Raw genomic sequence first — 11,426 nt, 5'->3', positions numbered from 1 at the left:
ACAGGGCGAGATGGGTACCGTCGTGGGTGGCTTGCGGCCGAGACCGGGGCCGGCCGAGTGGCTTCGTGTTCCGTGGGCGTGACCTGGGGCGGGGGTGGCCCGTTCACCTGAGTGGCGGCACCTGTGCCTGGGCCGAGCCGCCGTACGACCTCCGACTCCCCGTAGCGCGGACAGCGCGGAAGAAGCCGCCTCATGTCCCTGCCCGCTCCGTCTCCAGTCTCCGGCAGAGAGGGTCCCCAGCGACCCACGCCGACTCCATGGCGCCCGTCCGGCGGGCACGCCCCGGCTCCCGCGCCGCGTCGCCCCGCACAGCTGCCGCCCGTGCACGACGCGCTGATCTGTGTGGCCATGCCCGCGCTCGCGATCTCCACGGGTCAGGGGCAGTTGACCGGCCGCGGACTCGAGGGGTTCTACCGCGCGGGGCGCAGGCTGTTGTCCCGCTGCCAAGTGCGGGTGGCGGGGCGCGAGCCGGTGGTCGTGCAGGCCCGGATGCTCTCGGCCGACCGTGCCCGCTTCGTCGCGACACTGCGTACGTCCGCGGACGGCGGTCCGGATCCGGATGTGATCGTCGAGCGGACCCGGTACGCGGATGGTACGGAGCGGATCGTCCTGACCAGCGGCACGGGCCGCCTTCTGCGGCTGCCCGTGGAGGTGTCCCTCGGCACGGACCTGGCGGAGCTCGGAGCGATCGCGTCCGGCAACACCGGTCCCGAACTGCCCGCCAGCGTCCACGACTCCGGCATGCGCTGGTCCTCTCCCGCTGGCCACTGCGCGGTTACCGCGCATCCGGCGCCCGCGGACGCGCTGGCCTCCGCGGGGCTGTTGCGCTGGGAGGTGGAGCTGCCACCGGGCGGTACCTGGAGTCTGGAGCTACGGGTGCGTACGGAGGGCGCGGGTCCGGTGCGGGCGGTCGGACACGGGGCCTCGCGTTCACTCACCACGGCACGGGCGGCGGGCGACGATCCCAGGGCGCGGGCTCTGCTGGACCGGTCAGTGGAGGATCTCCAGGCGTTGCTGATGCGGGACCCCGAGCACCCGACCGATGTCCATCTGGCCGCGGGGGCGCCATGGCGCTGTGGTCTCGCTCCGGCCGAGGCGCTCGTGGCCGCCCGGATGACGTTGCCGATCGGCACCCGGATCGCCTTGGGGACGCTGCGTACGCTCTCCCGCCGTCAGCTCACGGGCAAGGGCCCGCGGGCGGGCATGATCCCCGGACCGGTGCGGAACAAGGGTCCGCACCTGCCGCCCGGGTGCACGGGGATCGAGGCGACGCTGCTCTTCCCGGTGCTGCTGGCGGAGGCATGGCGTTGGGGACTTTCGGCGCGGGAGACGGAGGAGTTGCTGCCGACGGCCGAGCGCTGCCTGCGGTGGCTGCTCGCGGCGGTCGGCGACGGAGTACGACTGCCGGACCCGTATCCGGGTGGCCCCGCGCCATGCGAGACCCAGGCCCATGCCCACCGGGCCGCGCTGCTCGGCGCCGACCTGCTCGACGCGCACGGCCGTGCGGGCGGTACCGACCTGCGGCAGTGGGCGGAGCGACTGCGAGGCGCCTTCCGGGAGAACTTCTGGGTGGAGGACCGGACGGGTGGCCGACCCGCCGCGGCCTGCCTGCCCGACGGCCGCCCCGTTCCCCTCCTCACCGGTGGTGCCGCCCACCTCCTCGACACCGGCCTGCTCGGGTCCGGTGCGCTGGCACCGGGGCTGCTCGACAAGGTGCAGACCGAGCAGCTGGCCCGGCTGCTGGGCGGCCCCGCCATGGACTCGGGGTGGGGTCTGCGGAGCTTGGGCGTCAAGGAAGCCGCGTACAACCCTTTTGGGCATCGTGGCGGAGCGGTCCGTATCCATGAGACGTCGGTCGCCGTCGCGGGTCTGGCCGCCGCCGGATACGAGAAGGAGGCGAGTGGACTATTGCGGGGGGTGATGGCGGCGGCCGAGGCGTTCGGCTACCGGCTGCCTGAGATGTACGCCGGGGAGCAGCGCACGGAGGGCGGCGCTCCGTTGCCGCATCCCGCTGCCTGCACCCCGGCGGCCGTCTCAGCGGCCGCCGGGGTGCAGCTCCTCACGGCGCTCGCCGGGATCCGGCCCGACGCCCCGTCGGGCACGGTGACGCTGAGGCCCGTCAGCAGCGCCCCTCTGGGGGAGCTGGGGCTGACGGCGCTGTGCGTCGCGGGCGCCCCGTTCGCCGTGCGTGTCAGCAGACTCGGTCTCGCCATGGTCGAGGAGGCCGCCGACGGACTGCAGTTGGGTGTGTGACCCACGGGAGGAGGCCAGCGACGGGTGTGGCGCACACCTGACGCAGGACCCGCGGCGGGTGCACACCTGACGCGGGACCCGGTGAATCCAGCCGGGCAGGGACAGAGGGACAGCGCCGCGCGCACGTCGGGGAGGGAGGGGCAGCGCCGCGCGCACGTCAGGAAGGGCGGCCGATCTCCCAGGCTGCCTCGATCATCCGGAAGATCTCGTCCACCGCGGCCTCCGGATCGTCCGCCTCACGGGCCAGCGCATAGGCGTCGATCACGAACCTCGCGATCGTCCGGCAGGCCGTCGCGGTCTGCGACAGGTCGAGATCGGCGGCGATGGCCGTTGCCAGCGACTCCGCATGGCGCAGCTGCATCGACTCGTCGTACTTACGCAGGGCAGGTGATTCGTCGATCATCCGGAAGACCGGGGCGGCGTCGTTCGCCGTGCAATGTCGCACCAAGGCCTGGATCTCGCGGCGCAGCGCAGGGATGAGCGGTTCGTGCGGCGCGCGGCCGGTGACTGCCTGAGTGAGGCGTTTCTCGAAGTCTTCGTCCTGCTCGAACACCAGGGCCTCTTTCGAGGCGAAGTGGGAGAAGAGCGTGGTGACGGCCACGTCGGCCTCGGCGGCCACGTCACGGATGCCCACCGCGTCGTACCCGCGTTCCATGAAGAGCTGCATGGCGGTGTCAGCGATCTTCTGGCGGGTCGCGGCCTTCTTGCGCTCTCGACGTCCGGACGGCACGGTCATACGCTGATGCTATCAGGTACAAAACACTAACCGTTTTGGAACACTAACCGTTTTGAAGCACTAACGGTTAGTGTTACGGTCGTCGGTATGAAGAGAGTGAGCTTCGCCGAGTTCGGCGGTCCCGACGTTCTGCAACTCCTGGAAGCCGAGGAGCCCCACCCGGGTCCCGGCCAGATACGTATCGCCGTGCGGGCGGCAGGTGTGAACCCCGTTGACTGGCGGGTCCGTGAAGGTCAGGTCCTGGGGGCCCACCCGATCGAGCTGCCCGCCGGAGTCGGCCTTGACGCCTCCGGGGTGGTGGACGAGGTCGGCGAGGGTGTCGAAGGGGTCGAGATCGGCGATCACGTGTTCGGTGAAGGTGCCAGCACCTATGCCGAGTTCGCCGTGCTGTCGGCCTGGGCGCGAATGCCCGAAGGGCTGACGTTCGAAGAGGCGGCCGGTTACCCCTCCGTAGTGGAGACCGCGCTGCGCATCATCCGCGAGGTCGGTGTGCAGCCCGGGCAGACGCTGCTGGTCAGCGGTGCGTCGGGGGGAGTCGGATCGGCCGTGTTGCAGATCGCCCGCGACCGAGGCATCGCGGTGATCGGCACGGCCGGGACCGCGAACCAGGACTACCTGCGTGACCTGGGAGCCGTCGCCACGACGTACGGCGAGGGCTGGGTCGAGCGGGTACGGCAGCTCGGCCGTGTCGACGCGGCTCTCGATCTGGCCGGCTCGGGCGTGATCCGCGAGCTCGTCGAGCTGACCGGGGACCCGCAGAAGGTGATCTCCATCGCCGATCTCGGCGCGCCGGAGTTCGGTGTCCGATTCTCCGGCGTGGCCGGGAGTGTGCCGGCGGCGCTCGCCGAGGCCGCCGGTCTCATCTCGCGGGGGAGGCTCCATATCCCGGTCGAGAAGTCGTACACGCTCTCCGAGGCCGCTCAGGCGCACATCGACAGCCAGGCCGGTCACACGCGCGGGCGCCGGGTCGTGATCATCTGAGCCACTGCCTGCGGGGCCGCACGGCCCGGCGCGGCCCGGCAAGCTGAGTTCCTGGTAGCTCCGATTCGGCGAAGTCTCTCAACCACGGTCCATTGGGACGGACTTCGCCGAGTCGCCCCGTCCGCATGCCGAATCGACGGCGTGGGGGCTCTTGTGTGTGCTCCGGCCTTCTCCCGGGCGCTCCGCCGCGTTCGAGTGGTGCTCATGGTCGCGCGGAAATGTTCTTGAGACCGCGGAACCTGGAACCAGGATCGGCTGCCGGAGGAGCTGTTTATCGTCAGGCAGACGACTATGATCGCGGCATGTCGCCCTACGACCCGTCGGCCTTCCCGCCCTTCGCTGTCACCGTCGATCTGGTCGTGCTGACCGTGCGCAGCCACGCGCTCTGCGCGCTTGCCGTGCGGCGGGGTGAGTCGCCGTTCCAGGGCCGCTGGGCGCTCCCCGGCGGATTCGTGCGCGACGACGAGGACCTGTCGGCGGCCGCCGCGCGGGAGCTGGTCGAGGAAACGGGGCTGTGCGCCCACGATCGGGACACTCCGGTCCAGGCGAACGGCGCGCACCTGGAGCAGCTCGCCACGTACGGCGATCCCAAGCGCGATCCGCGGATGCGGGTCGTGAGCGTCGCCCATCTCGCGCTCGCCCCCGATCTGCCCGCACCACGAGCCGGTGGTGATGCGAAAAGCGCACGCTGGGCGCCGGTCGAGGCACTGCTCCATCAGGGCGGATACGGCCGCGAGGGCGAGCAGGCGGCGCCGCTGGCCTTCGATCACGCGCAGATCCTGGCGGACGGCGTGGAGCGCGCCCGTTCGAAGATCGAGTACTCCTCCCTTGCGACGGCCTTCTGCCCGCCCGAGTTCACCGTCGGAGAGCTTCGCCGGGTGTACGAAGCCGTGTGGGGCGTCGTGCTCGACCCGCGCAACTTCCACCGCAAGGTGACCGGCACGCCTGGCTTCCTCGTCCCCACCGGCGGTACGACCACCCGCCAGGGCGGCCGCCCCGCCCAGCTCTTCCGCGCGGGCGGCGCGACGCTGCTCAACCCGCCGATGCTGCGCCCCGAAGTCTGAGGTCCGAGCCGCGGGGCATGCGCTGGTCACCTGTCGGTCTGACCGCGCGATGGTCGCGTAATGGACACCCGCGACCCACACCCTGACCGAAATGACGGAAATATCGCGTTATCTTGCTGATGTACCCACGGGGTTCGTCCGTCCCCGACCCGGCGGACGAACCTTGGCCGCCGAGCGGTCGCACATCCCGCGAGAGAAGCGATGATCCAGGCCATCGGACTGACCAGCAATCTCCGCCAGGAGCTGCCACCCGCCGTCGACGACGTGTCCTTCGAGGCGCGAACAGGCCGTGTCACGGCGCTGCTCGGCGCACAGGGCGCCGGCAAGACGACGGCGCTGAGACTCATGCTCGAAATCCAACAGGGCCGAGGGATCACCTACTTCAGAGGGCGTCCGCTGCACCGCATCGCCCACCCCTCCCGCGAGGTGGGCGTCCTTCTGGGCGAGGTGCCGGGGCATCCCGGCCGCACGGTCCGCGGCCAGCTGCGCATGCTGTGCGCTGCCGCCGGTGTTCCCGTCCAGCGCGCCGACGACGTACTCGAGGTCGTCGGTCTCGTCAGCCTCCGTGATCAGCGGCTCGGCACGCTCTCGCGCGGCATGGACCGGCGTCTCGGCCTGGCCTGCGCGCTGCTCGCCGACCCGCACACGCTCGTCCTCGACGGTCCCGCCGACGGGCTTTCGGCCCGGGAGGGCGGGTGGCTGCACGACGTTCTGCGCGCGCACGCCTCCCAGGGGGGAACGGTCCTGTTCTCCACGGCCGACCCCAAGGAGGCGGCACGCAGCGCCGACCGGGTCGTCACGCTGGAAGCGGGCCGTCTCGTCGCCGACCAGGAAGCCGGGGATTTCGCCCGCACCCGGCTGCGCCCCCGTGTCGCGGTGCGCAGTCCCCACGCGGCGCGCCTCGGCGCCCTGCTGTCCAAGGAGGCCCGCGCGGGGCAACGCTCCATCGAGGTGGTGAAGGAGTACGGCAACAGGCTTTCGGTATACGGCAGCAATTGCGCCGACGTCGGAGAGACGGCGTTCCGCCACGGAATCCTCGTCCACCAACTCGCCGATGAGATCGGGGATGCGGGGCCTGTCGCTGTGGCGCCGACGCCGCTGGCCGCGCCCTCGCCCGCGCCCGAACGGTCCGCGCCCGCGCCCGAACGCAGAGTCGAAGTCTCCGGTGGGGCGGCTGCGGCCGTGGGCAGCACGGGCGTGGATACGGGGCAGACGTCACGCGGGGGCTCGGCGGGAAGCCCGGCAGGAAAGACCCCGGCGGGGGGCAGGCCGGCCGAGGCGGCTGACGTGCTGCCCGGGGCCGGGGCCGGGGCCGGGGCCGACACTGGCACTGGCAGCACTGGCAGCACTGGCAGCACTGGCAGCACTGGCACCGGCGTCGAGACCGTGTCCACGACCAAGATCCTCATCCCGCTCGCCCCCATGGACCTACCCGCCCCCACGGACCTACCCGCCCCCACCGACCCCCTCGCCACCGCTGCCCCACAGGCCGCCGTGGCCCCGTCCTCCTTGCCGCCACCCATCTCGATCCGCCCCGCCCGCAGCCCCCTTCGTCCCTTGCGCTACGAGCTGCGCCGCATCGCCGGTGTCGGCACCGGGTACCTCACCGCGGCCGTCGTGCTGGCCGTCTCCGCCGTCCTCTGCGTCTTCCTCGCAAGGAGCGGTCACACGCCGCAGCCGCTCCTGCTGGCCGCCTGGCCCCAGGAACTGCCCTTGCCGCCCGCGGCGCTTGGCGCCGGGCTGCTCGGCGCGCTCGCCTTCGGCGAGGAGTTCCGTCATCCCGCCCTCGCCGTCGACCGGGGCACCGTCCCCCGCCGCTTGGGGCTGCTCTGTGCCAAGTTGATCGTCGCGGCGGCCACGGGGCTCCTGCTGAGCCTGCTCGTCCTGGCTTCCGACACCGCGCTGCTCCACCTGGTATACGGCGACGAGCTCGTGAAAGTTCCCGCTGACTGGCTTTCGCTGAGCGCGAGTTGGATCGCCCTGGTGGTGGGCTGCGCCTGGGCGGGGGTGCTCGCGGGCGGAGTCTTCCGGTCCACTACGGCAGGCCTCGCAGCGGTTCTCGCGGTACCGATCGTCGTCGTACCGCTCGTACAAAAGGCCTTGGAGGGACCATCTGTGCGATCGGCGGCGGGGCTGCCGGGGAGGCTGCGCGACCTCGCGCTGGTGCAGTGGCCGTTCGGTGTCGAGCGATATCTGGCCGGCGGAGTCCGGATGGTCGTCCAACCTGTCGGCAGCGCACTGATGTTGTCACTGACCGCTCTGCTCTGCGCATATCTGCTCACCGGGATGCGCAGCAGAGCTCGATAACGATCGCTCGACGCTTCCGTTCCCGTGCTGCGCACAACTCCTAGGAGAACGGCCATTTCTTTCCGATAAGGCGTCAAGCGCGGCGGGGTAAGCGATCACCCTTTCGTGTGCTTTTCACCAAAGACCTCAAGGGACTTGGGAGCCACGCCGACAAAGGATCCGTGAGTACCCTTGCGCACACCATGATGACCGCCGCCCGCTCCGCAGACTCCGGTCTCGCCGGCCCGGGCGAACTCGACCGCTACCCCTACGCAGAGGCCCCTGGTGCCGACCGCGTCGTCGCGCCCCCGTGGGACAGCGCCGACCACGACCTCGGCCGTGTGGGCCGACGCACCGCAGGAAACCGTGGCCGTGGACTGCACGGCCAACTCGTCCAGCAGCTCGGTCAGATGATCGTCTCCGGCGACCTGGGCGCCGACCGCCCGCTGGTCCCCGAGGAGATCGGCCAGCGTTTCGAGGTGTCCCGCACCGTCGTGCGGGAATCGCTGCGCGTACTTGAAGCCAAGGGCCTGGTCAGCGCGAGGCCGAATGTCGGCACGCGCGTGCGCCCCGTCAGCGACTGGAACCTGCTGGACCCGGACATCATCGAGTGGCGCGCGTTCGGGCCGCAGCGCGACGACCAGCGCCGTGAACTGGGTGAGCTTCGCTGGACGATCGAGCCGCTCGCCGCCCGGCTCGCCGCGGGCCACGGCCGAGAGGAGGTGCAGCAGCGGCTCGCCGACATGGTCGAGATCATGGGCCATGCCCTGAGCCAGGGCGACGGGATCACCTTCTCCCGCGCCGACGCGGAGTTCCACTCGCTGCTCATCCAGCTCGCGAGCAACCGCATGCTGGAGCACCTGTCCGGCATCGTCTCGGCCGCACTCCAGGTCTCCGGTGGCCCGATCACCGGCTGCGACCGTCCCACCGAGGCGTCCCTGGCCCATCACTCGCGCATCGTCGACGCTCTCGGGTCGGGAGACGGACCCGGCGCCGAAGCGGCCATGCGGCAGCTGCTCACCGCCCACCCGGAGGTGGAGCGCGTCGTGCCCGCCCCCCGCGAGCACTGACCGGCCGGGTCTGCGTCCGTACGGCCGGCTCATGCGCCTCGCGGCCCGACCTCATCACTCCGTTGGCGCGGTACCGTCGCCGGGCCTCTGCGGGGCCCTCTGGGATCAGGCAGAGACCCGGTGGCGCGGCCGTTGCCGTCAGGACGGTCACCAGAGCCTTGATCTGGACACTTCTGACCGCATCTGGACGCTTTTGGGCGCTTACGGGGTGTGACTCGGGCCACGTAGATTGGGCGTAACGCTCCTCGGGGCAGCGCGATGACCTAAGAGGTGATAGCCGAGGAGGGAATACAGCAGTCGTTCGCGACGCTGTGTAGCTCCCCGGCCCCGCCTGCGCCGTCGGCCCATCCCCAGTCGTCGGTCGTCGGTCCTGGTCCACAATGGACGGGGCCGGAAGCCGTTTTCCAACGTTCCGAGAGGTTGTTCGTGTCGGCCAGCACATCCCGTACGCTCCCGCCGGAGATCGCCGAATCCGTCTCTGTCATGGCGCTCATCGAGCGGGGAAAGGCTGATGGGCAGATCGCCGGCGATGACGTGCGTCGTGCCTTCGAAGCTGACCAGATTCCGGCCACTCAGTGGAAGAACGTTCTGCGCAGCCTCAACCAGATCCTCGAGGAAGAGGGTGTGACGCTGATGGTCAGTGCCGCGGAGCCGAAGCGCCCCCGCAAGAGCGTCGCAGCGAAGAGCCCGGTCAAGCGCACCGCGACCAAGACCGTCGCGGCCAAGACGACCACGGCTAAGCAGGCCACCGCGACCGCCGCCCCCGAGGCGTCGGCCGTAGATGTCGCAGCTGAGGACTCGCCCGCGAAGAAGGTCGCCGCCAAGAAGACGACGGCAAAGAAGGCCGTCGCCAAGAAGACCGTCGCCAAGAAGGCGACGGCAAAGAAGAGCGCGTCCAAGCAGGACGACGAGATCCTGGACGACGAGGCCACCGAGGAGACACCCGCCAAGGGCAAGCCCGGTGAGGGCGAGTCCACGGAAGAGGGTCCCCAGGCAGGCTTCGTGCTCTCCGACGAGGACGAGGACGACGCCCCGGCCCAGCAGGTCGCCGCGGCCGGTGCCACCGCCGACCCCGTCAAGGACTACCTGAAGCAGATCGGCAAGGTCCCGCTCCTCAACGCGGAGCAGGAGGTCGAGCTCGCCAAGCGCATCGAGGCCGGCCTGTTCGCCGAGGATAAGCTGGCGAACGCCGACAAGCTCGCACCGAAGCTCAAGCGCGAGCTGGAGATCATCGCCGAGGACGGGCGCCGCGCCAAGAACCACCTCCTGGAGGCCAACCTCCGCCTGGTGGTCTCCCTGGCCAAGCGCTACACCGGCCGCGGCATGCTCTTCCTGGACCTCATCCAGGAGGGCAACCTCGGTCTGATCCGCGCGGTCGAGAAGTTCGACTACACCAAGGGCTACAAGTTCTCCACGTACGCCACCTGGTGGATCCGGCAGGCGATCACCCGCGCCATGGCCGACCAGGCCCGCACCATCCGTATCCCGGTGCACATGGTCGAGGTCATCAACAAGCTCGCGCGCGTGCAGCGCCAGATGCTCCAGGACCTGGGCCGTGAGCCCACCCCGGAGGAGCTGGCCAAGGAACTCGACATGACCCCCGAGAAGGTCATCGAGGTCCAGAAGTACGGCCGTGAGCCGATCTCCCTCCACACCCCCCTGGGTGAGGACGGCGACAGCGAGTTCGGTGACCTCATCGAGGACTCCGAGGCGGTCGTCCCGGCCGACGCGGTCAGCTTCACGCTCCTTCAGGAGCAGCTGCACTCCGTGCTCGACACGCTGTCCGAGCGTGAGGCGGGCGTGGTCTCCATGCGCTTCGGTCTCACCGACGGCCAGCCGAAGACCCTCGACGAGATCGGCAAGGTCTACGGAGTGACGCGTGAGCGCATCCGTCAGATCGAGTCGAAGACGATGTCGAAGCTGCGTCACCCGTCGCGTTCGCAGGTTCTGCGCGACTACCTCGACTAGTCACCAGCGCTCCACAAGAAGGACCCGAAACCTCGTGCGAGGCTTCGGGTCTTTCTGTTTGTCCGATGAGTTCGCCCTGGCCCGGACGTGCGTGGCGCGGGTGCGGGGTGTGCCGCACTGGATCACTGTGGGTGTGCCATGGCAACCCAAAGTGAGGAGATCGCATGCCTCGTCCTTTCGCCCGAACATTTACGGCGGCATTGGCCCTTGTCGCACCGGTGGCGGTGCTGCCGCTGGCCTCTCCGGCCCCCGCGGCGGCCGACAGCATCGTCATCGGGGGCAGCCCGGTCCGGGTGGCCGACAATCCCTGGGTGGTGGCGCTGTCCAGTCGTGACCGGTTCGGGGGTACGCGCTCGGGACAGTTCTGCGGAGGTGTGGTGGTCGGTCCCACGACGGTCCTCACCGCGGCGCACTGCATGGGCGAGGAAGTCCTCGGAGTGCCGCTGCGCAAGATGAGCGACCTGAAGGTGATCGCGGGCCGTGACGACCTGAGCACGTCGGCCGGCCGCGAGATCCCGGTGCGCGAGGCGTCGGTCAACCCGGAGTACGACAGCTCCTCGAACTCCGGAGACGTCGCGGTCCTGTCTCTGGCGAGCCCGCTTCCCAAGAGTTCCGCGATCCGCATGGCCGGGGAGGGGGACCCGGCGTACGAGCCCGGCACGCGCGCGGCCGTCTTCGGGTGGGGTGACACGACGGGGGCGGGTGACTACGCACGTACGTTGCGCTCCGCGCCCGTACGGGTACTGCCTGACTCGACGTGCGGGAAGGCCTACCCGGGCAGCTCCGACGGTACGTACACGGCCGCGTCCATGCTGTGTGCCGGGGAAGTCAAGGGCGGGCGTGACGCCTGCCAGGGGGACAGCGGGGGTCCGCTTGTCGCACACGGGCGGCTGATCGGCCTCGTGTCGTGGGGCAGCGGCTGCGGGCGGGCCGGGAGCCCCGGGGTCTATACGCGGATCTCGGGCGTCGCGCGGGACATGCCTCTGCACGGCTGAGACTGCGGAATTCGCCACGCGGGGAGAGTGAACCTCCGCGTGGGACCGCCGAGAAGGTGCCTGGGCGGCCGTG

Annotated in this window: 8 protein-coding genes; 7 read left to right on the top strand and 1 reads right to left on the bottom strand. The window is 70.4% G+C overall.

The genetic code is table 11. The features are described from left to right. The first annotated feature begins 192 nt into the window (after window positions 1–192). Window positions 193–2,253 carry a glycogen debranching N-terminal domain-containing protein gene (locus tag ACFVXC_RS33245; RefSeq protein WP_389913024.1) on the top strand — a complete coding sequence of 687 codons (2,061 nt, stop codon included), beginning with the start codon at window positions 193–195 and terminating at the stop codon, window positions 2,251–2,253. 157 nt (window positions 2,254–2,410) lie between these two features. Here the strand turns inward: ACFVXC_RS33245 and ACFVXC_RS33240 are convergent, their stop codons facing one another. Continuing rightward, the gene (locus ACFVXC_RS33240) at window positions 2,411–2,989 is read right to left on the bottom strand and encodes a TetR/AcrR family transcriptional regulator (protein ID WP_389913021.1); all 579 of its coding nucleotides are present in this window, start codon (window positions 2,987–2,989) and stop codon (window positions 2,411–2,413) included. 87 nt (window positions 2,990–3,076) lie between these two features. On the opposite strand from ACFVXC_RS33240, the gene ACFVXC_RS33235 reads away from it, so the two are divergent. The 6 genes from ACFVXC_RS33235 (at window position 3,077) to ACFVXC_RS33210 (ending at window position 11,353) form a co-directional block, all read left to right on the top strand. Then, window positions 3,077–3,970, top strand: a complete 894-nt coding sequence (locus ACFVXC_RS33235; RefSeq protein ID WP_389913018.1) for an NADP-dependent oxidoreductase — start codon at window positions 3,077–3,079, stop codon at window positions 3,968–3,970. Window positions 3,971–4,272: 302 nt separating this feature from the next. Beyond that, window positions 4,273–5,034 (top strand): NUDIX domain-containing protein, encoded by a 762-nt coding sequence (locus ACFVXC_RS33230; RefSeq protein ID WP_389913015.1) that lies wholly within the window; start codon window positions 4,273–4,275, stop codon window positions 5,032–5,034. 201 nt (window positions 5,035–5,235) lie between these two features. Continuing rightward, window positions 5,236–7,341, top strand: a complete 2,106-nt coding sequence (locus tag ACFVXC_RS33225; RefSeq protein WP_389913012.1) for an ATP-binding cassette domain-containing protein — start codon at window positions 5,236–5,238, stop codon at window positions 7,339–7,341. A gap of 161 nt (window positions 7,342–7,502) precedes the next feature. After that, on the top strand, window positions 7,503–8,390 hold the full coding sequence (locus tag ACFVXC_RS33220) for a FadR/GntR family transcriptional regulator (RefSeq protein ID WP_389913009.1): 888 nt from the start codon (window positions 7,503–7,505) through the stop codon (window positions 8,388–8,390). Between the two features lie 420 nt (window positions 8,391–8,810). After that, the gene (locus ACFVXC_RS33215; protein WP_389913006.1) at window positions 8,811–10,358 is read left to right on the top strand and encodes an RNA polymerase sigma factor; all 1,548 of its coding nucleotides are present in this window, start codon (window positions 8,811–8,813) and stop codon (window positions 10,356–10,358) included. Window positions 10,359–10,522: 164 nt separating this feature from the next. Then, window positions 10,523–11,353 carry a S1 family peptidase gene (locus tag ACFVXC_RS33210; RefSeq protein ID WP_389913004.1) on the top strand — a complete coding sequence of 277 codons (831 nt, stop codon included), beginning with the start codon at window positions 10,523–10,525 and terminating at the stop codon, window positions 11,351–11,353. The last annotated feature ends 73 nt before the right edge of the window (window positions 11,354–11,426 follow it).

The sequence above is a fragment of the Streptomyces sp. NPDC058257 genome, assembly GCF_042881845.1.
Classification (GTDB): Bacteria; Actinomycetota; Actinomycetes; order Streptomycetales; family Streptomycetaceae; genus Streptomyces.
This window is presented reverse-complemented; position numbering and strand designations above follow the sequence as displayed.

What these genes read in the sequence shown, in the direction of transcription:
- ACFVXC_RS33245 (WP_389913024.1), top strand. Translation starts at nt 193, where the DNA reads ATGTCCCTGCCCGCTCCGTCTCCAGTCTCCGGCAGAGAGGGTCCCCAG.
- ACFVXC_RS33240 (WP_389913021.1), bottom strand. Translation starts at nt 2,989, where the DNA reads ATGACCGTGCCGTCCGGACGTCGAGAGCGCAAGAAGGCCGCGACCCGC.
- ACFVXC_RS33235 (WP_389913018.1), top strand. Translation starts at nt 3,077, where the DNA reads ATGAAGAGAGTGAGCTTCGCCGAGTTCGGCGGTCCCGACGTTCTGCAA.
- ACFVXC_RS33230 (WP_389913015.1), top strand. Translation starts at nt 4,273, where the DNA reads ATGTCGCCCTACGACCCGTCGGCCTTCCCGCCCTTCGCTGTCACCGTC.
- ACFVXC_RS33225 (WP_389913012.1), top strand. Translation starts at nt 5,236, where the DNA reads ATGATCCAGGCCATCGGACTGACCAGCAATCTCCGCCAGGAGCTGCCA.
- ACFVXC_RS33210 (WP_389913004.1), top strand. Translation starts at nt 10,523, where the DNA reads ATGCCTCGTCCTTTCGCCCGAACATTTACGGCGGCATTGGCCCTTGTC.